Raw genomic sequence first — 16,423 nt, 5'->3', positions numbered from 1 at the left:
TTAAGATCAGTTATAAACCGAAAAGTTCGTGCTAAAAACCCGCTACTTTTCATATACAAGACCGATAAACGTAGCGTTAACAAACTTATAACGTTTCAAACCAAAAGCTTACCATGCTGATATAGATTGAGAAATCTACGTATCTTTCATCCTCAAACCCACACTTTCCTGTTCAAACTTATCTGTTCTAAGTAAAACATACGTAAAATGTTATTAACAAACACCTGTTTATACGTAGTGATTTACGTAATGTAAACAGTGTGATTTTATGAGTTAGTAGTCTTAAAACCAGTAATTTACAATAAAAACCTGTAATTGTGCAGGTTTTTTTATGGATTAAAAAGAGGTTTATATATGGGTATCTCCATAAGCTAAAACTAATACTACTTATATATTTGCTTCAAAATAAGTATTAATACTTAGTTAATAATTAAAACATAAATAATGAAACCGACAGGATTAAAATAATCATTTAAGCGAAGTTTAAATATTAGTTTAATCATTAAAGGTTACATGTGACAATTAAAAATCATTAAAAACAAACTCATGAAAGCTCTATTAAAAAGAACAACTTGGATGTTACCCGTAGCAGCAGTATTATTTGCTTGTGGTGGTAAAGAGAAGAAAACAACCATAGCTGAAAACACAGCTGCTGAAACTTCTACAACAAAGACCTTAGAAATTGAAAAGCCACAATTAACATTTGGTTTTATCAAATTAACAGATATGGCACCTTTAGCCATTGCTAAAGAAAAAGGATTTTTTGAAGATGAAGGCTTATTTGTTTCTGTTGAAGCACAATCAAACTGGAAAAATGTATTAGACCGCGTTATTGATGGTCAGTTAGATGGTTCCCATATGTTAGCAGGTCAACCAATTGCTGCAGGAGCAGGGTTTGGTCGACAAGCAGAGTTAGTAACACCATTCTCAATGGATTTAAATGGTAATGGTATTACGGTATCCAATGATGTATGGTCTAAAATGAAGCCAAATGTACCAAAAGGTGCCGATGGTAAGCCTGTACACCCTATTAAAGCTGAGGCTTTAAAACCTGTAATTGAAGATTATAAAAACTCTGGTAAAGCCTTTAAAATGGGTATGGTATTTCCTGTATCTACGCATAACTACGAAATTAGATATTGGTTAGCGGCGGCTGGAATTCATCCAGGCATGTATACTGCTGAAAACGTACAAGGACAAATTGATGCTGAAGTTTTATTATCTGTAACACCTCCGCCACAAATGCCAGCTACACTTGAAGCAGGAACTATTTATGGATACTGTGTAGGTGAACCATGGAACCAACAAGCGGTTTTTAAAGGTATTGGTGTACCTGTTACTACCAACTACGATATCTGGAAGAACAACCCAGAGAAAGTATTTGTAATGACAAAGAAATTTGTGGAGCAATACCCTAACACAGCTGTTGCGGTTACTAAAGCATTAATTAGAGCTGGTAAATGGTTAGATGAGCCAGGAAACAGAGCTGAAGCTGTAAAAATCTTATCAATGTCTCAATATGTAGGTGCTGATGAAGCGGTATTAGCAAACTCAATGACTGGTACGTTTGAATTTGAGAAAGGTGATAAAAGAGAAATGCCAGACTTTAACGTATTCTACAAGTACAATGCAACATACCCGTTCTATTCTGATGGGATCTGGTTCTTAACTCAAATGAGAAGATGGGGACAAATTCCTGAGGCTAAGCCAGCAGATTGGTATGCAAACACTATCAAAGATATTTACAGACCTGATATCTGGACAAAAGCAGCTAAGTTATTAGTGGAAGAAGGAAACATTCCTGCAAGCGATATCCCAACTACCGATGGATACAAGCCTGCAACTGCCGATTTCATTGACGGTACGACTTACGATGCTAAAGATCCGATAGGATACATTAACAGTTTTAAAATTGGTAACAAAGACCAAGCTGTGCAATAAACAACAAAGACTTTTGTCATGCTGAACTAGTTTCAGCATGACAAAAGTAAACACAAAACACTAAACACTATTTAAATAAAGAATTATGAAGCAAAGTGTCACATTAGGAAAAGTAAGCAAATTTATGGGCTTAGGTTTTTTAAGCACATTTAAAGACCTATTTACTGGGAAGCTAGGAAAGGAAGATTACAAAAACTTCCTGCGAAAAATTATTGTACCTATTGGTTCCGTTCTATTATTTATTGGATTATGGCATTTAGGTGCAAGAACGCTTTACAATACGGAAGCAGACTTTAAAATTAACAAAGCGCTTACAGAGCAGGGGCAAGCTGCTGCCGATGAAATGGCTGCTTGTATAGCTTCGGGAGATATTAGCTGTCAACCCAATACCTTACCTTCTCCATCACAAGTTTGGGCATCGTTTCAATCTTTATTAAATGATCATGCCTTAATTAGTGCCGATAAAGCTGCTTTTGCTGAAAAAACGGCTGCATTAAACGAAAAAAGAGTTGCAGAGGGTAAAGATCCTATTGTTTATACGGGTAGACCTTCGTTTGTTGATCAAATCTTTAGAAGTTTAAAAACCGTATTTGCAGGATTCTTTTTAGCCTTATTGATTGCCGTGCCACTTGGTATTTTTATAGGATTGAGTCCAACGCTTAAAAGTGCGTTTAACTGGTTTATTCAAATTTTTAAGCCTGTATCGCCTGTAGTTTGGTACTTATTAGTGTTTATGATTGTAAAAACGTTGTTGATTGATTCTAGTGAAGATAGTTCATTTACCATTTCGTTTATAGCTGTTGGTTTGTGTTCTATGTGGGCCACATTGGTTAACACATCCATGGGGGTTTCAACGGTAGATAAAGATTATATTAATGTTGCTAAGGTTTTAAAGTTAGGGCCTTTTCAAAAAGTATTTAAGGTTGTATTACCATCGTCTTTACCATTAATTTTTACAGGTTTAAAAATTACATTATCTGTAGCCTGGATGGTACTTATTGCTATCGAACTTTTAGCACAGAGTCCTGGTTTAGGGTTGTTTGTTTGGGAAGAATTCCAAAACGGAGCTAACGACTCCAATGCAAAAATTATAGTTGCCATGTTTGTAATAGGTATTATAGGTTTCTTGTTAGACCGATTGATGTTAACTATTCAAAATGCAGTGTCTTTTGAAAAAACAGATGCGATATAACTAAATGTTGAATTGTTGATTTGTTGAAATCGTGTAATCGAAAACTACGATTAAACAGTTAAACGAATGAACGCATAAACACTAACAAAATGGCATATTTAGAATTAAATAACGTATATAAAACTTACGGACAAGGAGACGACGAATCCGAAGTGCTTTCAAACATTAATTTATCAATAGAAGAAGGGGAGTTTGTAGCTATTGTAGGTTTTACTGGAAGTGGAAAAACAACTTTGGTAAACTTAATAAATGGTTTGTTAGAACCAACTAAGGGAGAGGTATTGTTTAAAGGGAAGCCCGTGCAAGGTACAAGTCATGAACGCGGTGTGATTTTTCAAAATTATTCATTGCTACCTTGGTTAACGGTAGAGCAAAATGTTATGATGGCTGTTAAAGAGGCGTTTCCAAAACGAGAAAAAGCGGTTTATAAGCGTAAAGCGGCGCATTATATAGACATGGTTGGTTTAACACCTGCTATTAATAAGTTACCAAAAGAATTATCAGGAGGCATGAGACAGCGTGTTGCGGTTGCAAGAGCTTTATCTATGAAGCCAGATATGATTATTATGGATGAGCCTTTAGGTGCTTTAGATGCCTTAACAAGGGGAACCCTTCAAGATCAAATTTTAAATATTTGGGGTAAAGATAAGCGTACCGCGCTATTGATTACCAATGATGTTGATGAAGGTATTTATATGGCAGACCGCATTATTCCATTACGTCCAGGACCAAATGCAACCCTCGGGCCAGAATTTAAAATTGATATTGAACGCCCTCGTGATAAAACCGAGCTGAATGATAATGCCAATTTTAAAGAAACAAGAAATGCTATTATTGAGTATTTAATGGATATTGGAGATGAACGGAAATCGAAAGCCAGAGAAGAAATTGTGCTTCCAGATTTAACGCCAAAAGATTTTGTTAACCAGTTTTAAAAGCCGAAACCATGAGTACAATTATAAAAGAAACCACTAATGCAACGCATAACGGCATTTTTCCTTCAAACGAAGTGATGCTGGATTTAAAGAAATTAAAGAAAGTGTATCCTACACCCAAAGGTGACTATGTGGTACTTGAAGATTTGAATCTTCAAATAAGAAAGGAAGAATTTGTTACTATTATAGGGCATTCTGGATGCGGTAAAACAACCATGCTGTCTATGATAGCGGGACTTAATGAAATTTCTGGAGGCCATATTTCGGTATTGGGAAAACACATTAAAGGCCCTGGGCCAGATAGAGGTGTTATTTTTCAGGCACCTAGTTTAATGCCATGGATGACCGCTTTACAAAATGTGTTATTAGGGGTTAACCAAGTATTCCCAGATGCTACCAAAGCACAACGTAATGATATTGCAAAATACTATTTACAAAAGGTAGGTTTGGAAGATGCTTTTGATAAGCGTGCTGCCGACTTATCTCAAGGGATGCAACAACGTGTAGGTATTGCTAGAGCCTTTGCCATAAAGCCTAAAGTACTGTTATTAGATGAGCCTTTTGGAATGTTAGATTCTTTAACCAGAGGTGAGTTACAAGATATTTTAATAGAGATTTGGAACAAAGAAAAAATTACAGCCGTGATGATTACCCATGATGTGGATGAGGCTATATTTTTAGCCGATCGCGTGGTGATGATGACCAGCGGACCTCGTGCCAAAATTGGTGATGTTCTTGAGATTGATTTTGAAAGACCTAGAACACGAAAAGCCGTATTAGAACACGACGATTACTATAAATACAGAAAACATTTAATTGACTTTTTAGAACACTAAAACATAAATTAAAGCCTGCAAAGACAGCAAAAAAATATGAGATAAGTCATAAATAAGACCTTTTTGTCGTTTTATATTTGCCAAGACTTACTTTTTAAAAACTTAATTCAAAATAAAAACTCAAAACAATCAAATTTAAAAACAAGAACGTATGAAAAAACAATATGTAATATTAGGATTATTACTGGTGTGTCTAAAATTTGCTCATGCACAGTTTACTCTAGATGGAGAATTTAAACCGAGAACAGAATATCGCCATGGATTTGGATCCTTAATACCAGCTAATGCCGAACCTGGGTTTGGTATTTCTACTAGGGCTAGATTAAATGCAGGATATGCCACCGAAACTTACAAAGTATATATAAGTTTTCAAGATGTTATGGTATGGGGTGAAAACAGACAAATTCTACCTTGGGATCAAAACAATTCTTTCGCAATTTTTCAAGCCTGGGCAGAGCTACAGTTAGGTTCTGGTTGGTCCACAAAACTTGGTCGTCAAGTATTATCGTATGATGATCAGCGTATATTAGGTGGTCTCGATTGGGCGCAACAAGCAAGAAACCATGATGCAGGTCTTATCAAATATAAAAAGGATAAGTTTGCATTAGATATTGCTCTAGCATGGAATCAAGATTATTCGCACCCAACAGGATTTATATCTGAAGGAAATGCTTATAATACTTCAGGATTCTTTTCGTATAAAACGATGCAAATGGTGCATGCTTCAAATGCATGGGAGAACTTCTCAGGAAGTGTATTGTTAATGAATAATGGTTTTCAAAATGCGGCTGCTGGTTTAGGCGATGTTGCTAATTTACAAACCTTAGGGACGCATTTAAAATTTGGTAAAAATGCATTCAGTGCAGCACTTAATGCCTATATGCAAACAGGTAAGGCTATATACGGTACATCTTACAAAGATGTGAAAGGCGCTTACTTACTAGGTTTAGACTTAGGGTATAAAGTATCTTCAAAAGTTGGTTTAGGAGCTGGTCTTGAAATTATTAGTGGTAACGATAAAACGAATACAGACGAAACAGGAGCATTTTTCCCATTATATGGAACCAACCACAAGTTTAATGGTTTCATGGATTATTTCTACGTAGGTAACCATGCCAACAGTGTTGGTTTATTTGATGTTCATGTAGGGGCGAATTTCAAGTTAGGAGAAACTACAAGCTTAATGGCTAAAGTACTTAACTTTAGTGCCGAAAAAGAATTGCCAAGTGGTGAGAAGTCTTTAGGTACTGAGGTTGATTTAGTATTCTCAAAGAAGTTTAAAGGCTATGGTTTAAAAATAGGTTACTCTCAAATGTTCGCTAGCGATGGTATGTACGAGCTAAAAGGTGTTGCTAAAGCTGATGCCGCCGATGTACAAAACTGGGCTTGGGTACAGTTGTTAATTAAACCTAAGTTTTTAAACACGGCAAGTAAATAGTCATAAAAAACATATTTCAAGATTTTAAGAATCCCCTTTTTTGGGGATTCTTTTTTTTGGTTATAGATGTTTAAAATACTTTTCTTACATTTAATTCTTAAAGTAAGAATATGCTTAAAAAAGTTTATGGTAGTGCCGTTTTTGGTGTTGAGGCTACCACCATTACCGTTGAAGTAAATGTTGATAAAGGGGTAGGGTACCACTTAGTTGGTCTTCCAGATAATGCTATAAAAGAAAGTAACTTTAGAATTGCTGCTGCCCTTCAAAATAATGGTTACAGAATTCCAGGAAAAAAAATTATAATCAATATGTCACCAGCCGATTTGCGCAAGGAGGGCTCGGCATACGATTTAACATTGGCCATTGGTATATTGGCGTCTTCTGCCCAGATAAAAGCGGAACATCTAGATAGCTATTTAATTATGGGAGAACTTTCGCTTGATGGAGGTTTACAACCTATAAAAGGAGCGCTACCTATTGCGGTTAAAGCCAGAGAAGAGGGGTTTAAAGGGTTTATTCTGCCGGCTCAAAATGCCAAAGAGGCAGCTATTGTTGATAACCTAAAAGTGTATGGGGTTGAGAATATAAAACAGGTGATTAACTTTTTCGACCAAGGAGAACACCTAGAACAAACTATTGTAGATACGCGTGAGGAGTTTTATAAAAATTTAGAATTTCCAGAGTTTGATTTTGCCGATGTAAAGGGCCAAGAGAGTATAAAACGATGCATGGAAATCGCCGCTGCGGGAGGCCACAACATCATTTTGATTGGGCCTCCGGGTGCAGGGAAAACCATGCTAGCAAAACGTTTACCGAGTATTTTGCCGCCTATGACTTTGTATGAGGCTTTGGAAACGACAAAGATTCACTCGGTGGTAGGACGTATTAAAGATACGGGCCTAATGTCTCAGCGACCGTTTCGAAGTCCGCATCACACCATATCGAATGTGGCTTTAGTAGGAGGGGGGAGTTATCCACAGCCAGGGGAGATTTCTTTGTCTCACAATGGGGTTTTATTTTTAGATGAGTTGCCAGAATTTAAACGAGAGGTTTTAGAAGTCATGCGACAGCCTTTAGAGGATAGGGAAGTAACCATTTCAAGAGCTAAGTTTACAGTTACTTATCCGTCGTCTTTTATGTTAGTAGCGAGTATGAATCCCAGTCCTGGAGGGTATTTTAATGATCCAGATGCACCTGTTACCTCTAGCCCTGCAGAGATGCAGCGCTATTTGGGGAAAATATCAGGGCCCTTATTAGATAGAATAGATATTCATATAGAAGTAACACCCGTACCTTTTGATAAGTTGAGTGATGACAGAAAAGGCGAAAGCTCTGTTAGCATTAGAGAACGTGTTATTAAAGCCAGAAACATTCAAACACAACGGTTTTTAGAGTCAGAATCGGTACATTATAATGCCCAAATGAACACTAAGCAAATTCGAGAATACTGTGTTTTAGACGAATCCAGTAAAACCCTTTTAAAAGCTGCAATGGAACGTTTAAACCTATCAGCCAGAGCTTACGACAGAATTTTAAAAGTGTCCAGAACCATAGCCGATCTTGAAGGTTCAGCGCAAGTTAATGGGTCTCATATTAGTGAAGCTATTCAATACAGAAGCTTAGATAGAGACGGGTGGTTGGGGTAAAGCTTTCCTGGAAACAATGGGCAACAAGGCTTTGTGTTTAGAAGGTAAAAGTAAATGTTAAAGAATAATTAATTTTATTTTTCAATGCTTAGATAAGGGGTATTTTTGAGAGTTATGTAACGAAACTTTTAAAATATGAAATCACCAATAAAGTTGCTAGCTGCTTTATTTCTTATCTCTTCAGTCAATTTTGCCCAAACTACATTAATTAATGTACCAACATTGAGTCCAAATGGACAGTCTATGGCCTTTAATTTTCAAGGCGATATTTGGATAGCGGATGTCAACGGTAAAAACCCAAGAAGGCTTACTATTCATGAAGCTTACGACACAAATCCGCTATGGAGTCATGATGGGAAAACCATTGTATTTGAGAGCGATAGATATGGTAATAAGGATATTTTTACCATACCAGCCAGTGGGGGCGCAGTGAAGCGTTTAACGTATCATTCGGCTCATGATGTAGCTTCCGATGTTACTAGTAAAGGAGATGTTTTGTTCGCAACGAGGCGATATTTTGCACAAGTGGAAAAAGAATCTGAAATATTTATTCTCAAAAAAAATTCAGGGACTCCAACAAGATTTATGGATGCTTTAGGTTACCATGCAAAACTATCTCCAAATGGAAAGTTTATAGCTTTTACAAAAGGAAGGTGTCGCCTAGAACGAGAAGCTTATCAAGGACCTGCGAATAGAGATATTTGGCTATATGATATTACAAACGATACGTATAAACAAATTACTACGTTTGCTGGAAACGATTTTTATCCGCAATGGGGTAATGATAGCACCTTGTATTTTCAATCGTCTAGAACGGGTAGATATAATGTGCATAAGGTAAGTATATCTGAAACAGGAGCGAAGGATGGAATCATTACCGCTATAACAGATTTTCAAGACATGGGACTTTCTTCATATCATATTAGTAGAGAAGGTAATACGCTTGTTATGAATAAAGGGGATAAGGTATTTAAAATGAATTTGAATACAAATAGTCTTGAAGAGGTGAAAATTAACATCCATTCAGATTACAGATTTGACCCTATAGTTCATAAAACCTACAACAGTAACGTTAAAGATATTGCTCTATCACCAAATGGTAAATATGTTGCGCTTTCTATTCGTGGTGAGCTATTTATTAGAAGTACCAATAAAGATAAAAAGCGAACCGTTAATGTGTCTAACTCGGCATATAGAGACCGTATGCCAACATGGTTAAATGATAGCACCTTATTATTCATTTCAGACAGAGCAGGGCAAAATGACTTGTACGTTGTAAAATCAAGTGATAAAGAGGAGTCAAATCTTTTTAAAACCTTAAAACATGAGATCACTAGAATAACAGAAACAGAGGAAGATGAAAGCTTACCTGTATTAGCTGCTAATGGTAGGTCTATAGCTTATGTAAGAGGGCGCGGTGAATTAATTGTAGCTAAGATTGATGGTAATGCTAATCTTTACGATGAAACCGTGTTATTAAATGGTTGGGATACACCAAATGGCGTTTCCTGGTCTCCAGATTCAAATTGGTTGGCTTATAGTTTAAATGATTTAGATTTTAATAGGGAGGTTTACATACATAGCGCAGATAATAGCAAAGAACCAGTTAATATTTCCATGCACCCAAAGCGCGACACAGATCCGGTATGGAGTCCTGACGGAAAAAAACTAATGTTTTCATCGAATAGAAATAATAATGATTATGACGTTTGGTTTACTTGGTTGTCCAAAGAAGATTGGGAAAAGACCAAGCAAGATTGGGAGGAAGAGCCAGATGAAAAAGAGGATTCAAAAAACAAGAAGGATACTGAAAATATCAAGGAGAAAGCATCTGTTGAGCGTATAAAAATAGATTTTGAAAATATTCATGAGCGCCAGGTGCAGGTAACAGCTTTTGTAGGAGGAGAATTTGGAAAGTTGTTTTCAAAAGATAGTGAAACCATCTATTATACCACTGGAAATGGTTCAAGAGGAAATGCTAAAGTTAGCTCAGATTTATTTAAAATTAAGTGGGATGGTAGAGATAAAAAGGCAGTAACTTTAAATGATACTAAGCCAAAAAATTTGGTTGTTAATAATGATAAATCCACGGTATATTTTACAAAATCAGAAGGTAGTTTGTCAAGTATAGATTTATCTAAGGATAAATTGGAGAATTTAGCCTTTACTGCCAAAATGAATATTGATTATAACGGGGAATCTAAACAAATTTTTAATGAAGCCTGGAAAGCTATTCGTGATGGGTTTTATGACCCCGATTTTCATGGTCAAGATTGGAACAAACTTCGACAGGTATACGAGCCATTAGCTCTTGGTGCTTCCACGCGCGTTGATTTTCAGCATATGATAAATAGAATGCTGGGGCAAATAAACGCCAGTCATATGGGCTTGTATCGGGTTGAAACCCGAGAGGACATACAAAAGGAATCTACAGGACTCTTAGGTGTTGAGTTGGAGTTAAGCTCTGGAGAGGACTTAAGGGTTGTTAATGTTATTGAAAACATGCCTGCTAGTAGAGAAGTAAGTCAGCTTATGCAAGGGGATATTATCAAGAGTGTCAATGGGGTTATTTTAAGTAAGCAAACTAATATTTACAGTCTTCTTGAAGGGACCTCAAATGAAAAAATATATATTAATGTGGAACGAGATGGTGTCTCAAAAGAAATAGTTCTCAGACCCAAAAGCAGCAATAGAATAGAAAATTACAAGGCATGGGTAAGTGAGCGCAAACGTTTAACAGACTTGTATTCTGGTGGTAAGTTAGGTTATATCCATATTCAAGGTATGAACTGGGAGAGCTTTGAACGTTTTGAAAGAGAACTTACCGCGGCAGGTTTAGGGAAACAAGGTATTGTTGTTGATGTTCGATATAACGGTGGAGGATGGACTACCGATTACCTGATGGCTGTTTTAAATGTTAAACAGCATGCTTATACGATTCCGAGAGGAGCGACCAAAAATTTGAAGTCAGACCATACTGAATTTGTAAATCATTATCCGTTTAATGAAAGATTACCTTTGGCTTCATGGACGAGACCCTCTATTGCTTTATGTAATGAAAGTAGTTACTCAAATGCAGAAATTTTTTCGCATGCTTATAAAGCCCTAGGCATTGGTACTTTAGTAGGCGTGCCTACTTTTGGTGCCGTGATATCAACAGGGTCTACCTCTTTAATAGATGGTTCTTATGTGAGGATGCCTTTTAGAGGCTGGTATGTAAAAGAAACCCAATCTAATATGGAATTGGGACCTGCACAACCCGATATTCTTGTGCATAACAACCCAGATGATAAGGCAAAGGGGCGAGATACACAACTAAAACGTGCTGTTGAAGAGTTGCTTAAACAATTATAAAAGGGTATTTTAGACGTATCTCAAAATACGTTTTTGAAAAATTTGTTAAAAAATATTGGCCCAGGGCCACTAATAGCAGCAGCTTTTATTGGTCCGGGTACGGTTACGGTGTGTACTTTAGCTGGTGCTGGATTTGGTTATGGTTTACTTTGGGCGATAGCACTATCTGTTGTGGCCACAATTGTTTTGCAAGAAATGGCTGCACGGTTAGGTATTATTTCGCAGCAAGGTTTGGCACAAGTTATCAGAGCACAAATAAATCACCCTTTAGTTAAACTTTTAGCTATTTTACTTATTTTAAGTGCTATCGTGGTTGGAAATGCAGCTTATGAAGCCGGTAATATAAGTGGTGGTGTATTGGGGTTGGAAACCATTTTTGGAGATCAAAGTTTAGACTTAGGTTTATATAATTTGAACCTTTGGAGTATACTTATTGGTTTAGTAGCCTTTGTGTTGTTGTATATGGGTAATTACAAAGTTTTAGAACGTGTTTTGGTATTCCTAGTAATTTTAATGAGTTTAGCTTTTTTACTTGCAGCCGTCATTACCAAGCCAAATCTTTCTCAACTATTTGAGGGTATTGTTAAGCCTTCAGTAAACTCCCAAAATTTACTCACCATTATTGCCCTTATTGGCACCACGGTAGTACCTTATAATTTGTTTTTACATGCCTCTTTAGTGAAAGAAAAGTGGCATGATAAAACAGATTTAGAAATCGCACAAAAGGACGCCATATTAGCTATTACCTTAGGTGGATTAGTGTCTATGTGTATTATTATTTCTGCGGCGTCTATTGAGTCTTCAGAGATCAATAATGCTTCTGATTTAGCTAAGGGCTTAGAGCCACTTTTTGGAAATTTCGCCAAGTACTTTTTAGCTATAGGTTTATTTGCAGCAGGAATAACAAGTGCTATAACAGCGCCGTTAGCTGGAGCTTACGTTATTGATGGCTGTTTGGGTTGGAATTCAAGTATGAAAGCCGTCAGATTCAAATTGGTATGGGGAAGTATTTTATGCGTTGGGGTTTTATGTTCATCGTTGGGCATCAAGTCAATCGAAATAATAAAATGCGCCCAAATCACTAATGGCGTCTTATTACCAGTTATAGTAGGGTTTCTTCTTTGGGTAATGAATAAAACAGCTGTTCTTGGAAAATACAGAAACACAACATTTCAAAATTTTTTTGGTAGTGCTATTTTGTTAATTACTATCTTACTTGCAATAGCAACTTTAAATAAGGTTTTTAATCTAGATTTACTGTAAGTTATGAAAACACGTATTGATATTAATGCAGATGTAGGCGAAGGGGTTGGAAATGAGTCGGAGATTATGCCATTTATATCTTCTTGTAATATTGCTTGTGGGGGCCATGCCGGTGGCATAAAAACCATGAGAACTGTTGTGGGGCTAGCAAAAGAAAATAAGGTAAAAATAGGAGCTCACCCGTCTTTTCCAGACAAAGAAAACTTTGGAAGACAAATAATAGATATGCCATGTACTGCCTTGTATACATCTATTAAGAATCAAATAAAGGATTTGATCGAAGTTTTAGATGATTATCATTTACAGATTCATCATGTTAAACCACATGGCGCTTTGTACAATTTAGCTGCTGTAGATGAAAAAACAGCGCAGGTAGTCGTAGAGGTTATGCGCGGCTTAATGCTTAGAGCTAAACTTTATGTACCCTATAAATCGGTTATAGCCAAAGTGGCTATAGAGCAAAACATTCCGATCATGTATGAGGCTTTTGCCGATAGAAATTACAATGATGATTTAACTCTGGTTTCTAGAGATTTGGATTATGCCATTATAGATAATGCGGATGCTATGTTCGACCATGTATTCAGGATGGTAACTTCGAATAAGGTAAAGACCTGGTCAGGAAAACTTAAAGCCATTGAAGCCGACACGTTCTGCATGCATGGAGACCATCCAAAAGCTTTTAATTTGATTTCTGAGCTTACTAAAAGATTAAGTGATCAAGGTATAAAGGTTGTTTAGAATGTCCAATTTTCTTTTAACATTTAAGTCCTTTGGGGAAAATGCTGTTCTTATAGAATGGCCTAAAGAAATAGATGAAACAATTCTAAAGGATGTTTTGCATTTTAAGTCTAAAATTGAAGCAAGTTTAGGTACTGATGTAAAGGAGGTAAGGTCTGCTTATCAATCACTTTTGGTGGTGTATGATAGGGCAATAAACCATACCAAATGTATTCCAAGGTTAAAACAGATTTATGGCGAAAATTTTGGTTCAAAGTTAACTATGTGCAGTAAATTATGGAGAATTCCAGTTTGTTATGAGGATTGCTTTGGAATTGATTTGGAGCGTATTGCAAAACTAAATAACCTGTCTAAAGAGGCTATTATTCATTTGCATGCAAAACCAGTATACACCGTTTTTTTTCTAGGTTTTCTTCCCGGTTTTTTATATTTAGGGGGGCTCGATGCTAAGTTGCATACACCAAGAAATGCGCAGCCAAGACTCCATGTGGAAAAAGGTGCCGTTGCCATTGGAGGTAAGCAAACAGGTGTTTACCCGAATAAAAGTCCGGGAGGCTGGAATATTATAGGAAATACACCTATAACCTTTTTTAGCCCAAAAAGTAAAGCACCCTGTTTTGCATCGGCAGGAGATCGTATTCAATTTTACCCAGTTTTATTTGAGGAATATTCTAAGATAAAGGAATTGGTAGAAACCGATGCTTTTTCCTTAGAAAATGAGGTGTGGAATGGTTAGAGTTATAAAAGCAGGCATATTGTCTAGCATACAGGATATGGGGCGTATGGGGTACCAAAATCTAGGGATTCCTTACTCGGGTGCCATGGATGCTAAGGCGGCTCTTATGGCCAATGCCGTATTGGGCAATAAGTCTAATGATGCCATACTAGAAATGACCATGACTGGCGATACATTAAAATTTGAATGTGAAACCTTAATTTGCTTAACAGGGGCTTTTATGAGCCCTAAACTCAACCAAAAGTCTATTGTAAATAACAAGGTTGTTGAAGTAAGAAGTGGTGATGTTTTAAGCTTTGGAGCTTTAAAAACAGGGTTTAGAACGTATTTAGCTGTTAAAGGAGGTTTTCAATCGGAAAAAGTATTAGGGAGCAGAAGTATGTATTCTGGAATTACCGATACGTTCAAGCTTAAAAAAGGCGCGCAGCTAAGTTTAAATAGTTATGCGAAAGGATCTGGAATTAAGTACGCTGGCGTAAAGGTGAATGATAGTTATTTTAATAGTCAAACTATTAGGGTTTATAAAGGGCCAGAGTTTTATTTGCTTTCTGAAGCGCAACAACACAAGTTAATGTCTCACGTATTTACGATATCAAAGCACAATAATAGAATGGCATACCAGTTAAATGAATTATTGGATAATAGCTTGGATCAGATTATTACGTCGCCAGTGCTTCCGGGTACTGTCCAATTAACACCATCTGGAAACCTCATTGTTTTGATGAGAGACTGCCAAACTACTGGTGGCTATCCTAGGGTTTTGCAACTTACGGAAGCTGCTATAAATACGCTCGCTCAAAAGTATACAGGACAAACTATACAGTTTTTATGAAATCAAATTAATATTATTAGAAGTAAGCTTGCTGTGTTTTTACGACTTAATTTGAAATGATGCGATCATGAAAAATTTCTTCATAATTGGTATTCTATTCTTGTTTTTAGTGTCTTGTTATAAAAAGCAAGACATGAATGCCAATACAATTATTATGAAATCTATCCTTGCCTCTGGGGGTAACCTAATAGATTCTTCAAAAGTTTCATTCAGTTTTAGAGATAGACATTACTATGCAATTAGAAACAAGGGGATGTTTCAGTTAGGAAGAATCACCTTAAAGAACAATGATTCTATATGGGATGTGTTGAGCAATAAGGGTTTTGAGCGTTTAGTAAATAACGCTAAAGTTTATGTTACAGATAGTATGATTCCAAAATATGCATCATCCGTAAACTCGGTGCATTATTTTTCGGTGTTGCCCTATGGACTCAATGCAAAAGCGGTTAAGAAAACACTTTTGGGTAGAACAGTTATAAAAAATCAAGACTATTTTAAGATCGAAGTTACTTTTGAGGAAGAAGGAGGTGGTGAAGATTTTGACGATATTTTTATTTATTGGGTAAATGCTAAGACCTTTCTTGTAGAATATTTAGCATATTCTTATAACGAAGAAGATGGTTTGGGACTGCGGTTTAGAGAAGCTTATAATGAACGTTACGTTAGTGGTATTAGGTTTGTTGATTACAGAAATTATAAACCTGAAACAGGTACTATTAAGCTGCAACAATTAGATAGTTTGTTTTTGCATGATAAATTGAAGTTACTGTCTATTATTGCGTTGGAACATATAAAGGTTGATTTTAATTTTTAGGCTAAATTAAGGGCAATCTTAACCATGTCATCAAAACTTGTTTCTCGATCTTGTGCGGAAGTGCGCTCTCCTGTGACAAGCGAATCCGATATAGTAAGAATGGAAAGCGCCTGAACCTTGTGTTTAGCGGCTACTGTATAGAGTCCTGCAGTCTCCATTTCAACGCAAAGAACACCAAATTTTGACCATATTTTGTACGATTCAAAGTCATCACTATAAAACTCATCTGAGGTAAAAACATTACCTGCTTTAACAGGAATACGCATTGATTTTGCCACATCTAAAGCTTTTTCAAACAATTCAAAACTGGCTGTTGGCGCATAATTAGCACTAGCAAACCGTATGTTATTCAATCCAGAATTGGAGGAGGCAGACATGGCTATAACCACATCTCTTAATGCTATTGTCTTTTGATAAGAGCCTGCGCTACCAACCCTAATCAAATTTTTTACGCCGTATTCGGTTATAAGTTCGTGGGCATATAATGAAATAGAGGGTACACCCATACCTGTGCCCATAACGGAAACCGGTTTCCCTTGATACAAACCAGTATAACCAAGCATGTTTCTAACTTTATTAAAGCATTTTGAGTTTTCTAGAAATGTGTGCGCTATCCACTTAGCTCTAAGTGGGTCGCCAGGAAGTAATATGGTTTCTGCGATATCGCCTTTTTTTGCTTCAATATGAATACTCAT

The 16,423-nt window shown here is 36.5% G+C and carries 13 protein-coding genes; 12 read left to right on the top strand and 1 reads right to left on the bottom strand.

What is annotated here, in order from left to right:
• Positions 1-546 precede the first annotated feature (546 nt).
• From E5D58_RS07785 to E5D58_RS07730, 12 genes are all read left to right on the top strand, one after another.
• Positions 547-1,941 (top strand): CmpA/NrtA family ABC transporter substrate-binding protein, encoded by a 1,395-nt coding sequence (locus tag E5D58_RS07785; RefSeq protein ID WP_136481288.1) that lies wholly within the window; start codon positions 547-549, stop codon positions 1,939-1,941.
• Positions 1,942-2,026: 85 nt separating this feature from the next.
• Complete coding sequence (locus tag E5D58_RS07780) at positions 2,027-3,133, top strand: ABC transporter permease (protein ID WP_136481287.1); 1,107 nt, start codon at positions 2,027-2,029, stop codon at positions 3,131-3,133.
• Positions 3,134-3,222: 89 nt separating this feature from the next.
• Positions 3,223-4,068 carry an ABC transporter ATP-binding protein gene (locus tag E5D58_RS07775; RefSeq protein WP_136481286.1) on the top strand — a complete coding sequence of 282 codons (846 nt, stop codon included), beginning with the start codon at positions 3,223-3,225 and terminating at the stop codon, positions 4,066-4,068.
• A gap of 11 nt (positions 4,069-4,079) precedes the next feature.
• Complete coding sequence (locus tag E5D58_RS07770) at positions 4,080-4,904, top strand: ABC transporter ATP-binding protein (protein ID WP_136481285.1); 825 nt, start codon at positions 4,080-4,082, stop codon at positions 4,902-4,904.
• A gap of 151 nt (positions 4,905-5,055) precedes the next feature.
• Positions 5,056-6,342 (top strand): alginate export family protein, encoded by a 1,287-nt coding sequence (locus tag E5D58_RS07765; RefSeq protein WP_136481284.1) that lies wholly within the window; start codon positions 5,056-5,058, stop codon positions 6,340-6,342.
• 110 nt (positions 6,343-6,452) lie between these two features.
• Positions 6,453-7,988, top strand: a complete 1,536-nt coding sequence (locus E5D58_RS07760; protein ID WP_136481283.1) for a YifB family Mg chelatase-like AAA ATPase — start codon at positions 6,453-6,455, stop codon at positions 7,986-7,988.
• 135 nt (positions 7,989-8,123) lie between these two features.
• Positions 8,124-11,342, top strand: a complete 3,219-nt coding sequence (locus E5D58_RS07755) for a S41 family peptidase (protein WP_136481282.1) — start codon at positions 8,124-8,126, stop codon at positions 11,340-11,342.
• 33 nt (positions 11,343-11,375) lie between these two features.
• Positions 11,376-12,605, top strand: coding sequence for an Nramp family divalent metal transporter (locus E5D58_RS07750; protein WP_136481281.1), 1,230 nt, complete (start codon positions 11,376-11,378; stop codon positions 12,603-12,605).
• A gap of 3 nt (positions 12,606-12,608) precedes the next feature.
• Positions 12,609-13,346 (top strand): 5-oxoprolinase subunit PxpA, encoded by a 738-nt coding sequence (gene pxpA / locus E5D58_RS07745; protein ID WP_136481280.1) that lies wholly within the window; start codon positions 12,609-12,611, stop codon positions 13,344-13,346.
• A 1-nt stretch (position 13,347) separates the two neighbouring features.
• Positions 13,348-14,082, top strand: a complete 735-nt coding sequence (gene pxpB, locus E5D58_RS07740; protein ID WP_136481279.1) for a 5-oxoprolinase subunit PxpB — start codon at positions 13,348-13,350, stop codon at positions 14,080-14,082.
• On the top strand, positions 14,075-14,914 hold the full coding sequence (locus tag E5D58_RS07735; protein ID WP_136481278.1) for a 5-oxoprolinase subunit C family protein: 840 nt from the start codon (positions 14,075-14,077) through the stop codon (positions 14,912-14,914). The genes pxpB and E5D58_RS07735 overlap by 8 nt, the downstream gene beginning before the upstream one ends.
• Positions 14,915-14,981: 67 nt before the next feature.
• A complete protein-coding gene (locus tag E5D58_RS07730; RefSeq protein WP_235835865.1) occupies positions 14,982-15,728 on the top strand; it encodes a DUF6503 family protein in 747 nt (248 codons plus the stop codon).
• On the opposite strand, the gene deoD is transcribed toward E5D58_RS07730, so the two are convergent.
• Positions 15,725-16,423 carry a purine-nucleoside phosphorylase gene (deoD, locus tag E5D58_RS07725; protein WP_136481277.1) on the bottom strand — a complete coding sequence of 233 codons (699 nt, stop codon included), beginning with the start codon at positions 16,421-16,423 and terminating at the stop codon, positions 15,725-15,727. The genes E5D58_RS07730 and deoD overlap by 4 nt on opposite strands.

The sequence above is a fragment of the Cognatitamlana onchidii genome, assembly GCF_004804355.1.
Lineage (GTDB): Bacteria > Bacteroidota > Bacteroidia > Flavobacteriales > Flavobacteriaceae > Cognatitamlana > Cognatitamlana onchidii.
The sequence above is the reverse complement of the archived record's forward strand: the minus strand, read 5'-3'. Positions and strand labels throughout refer to the sequence as shown.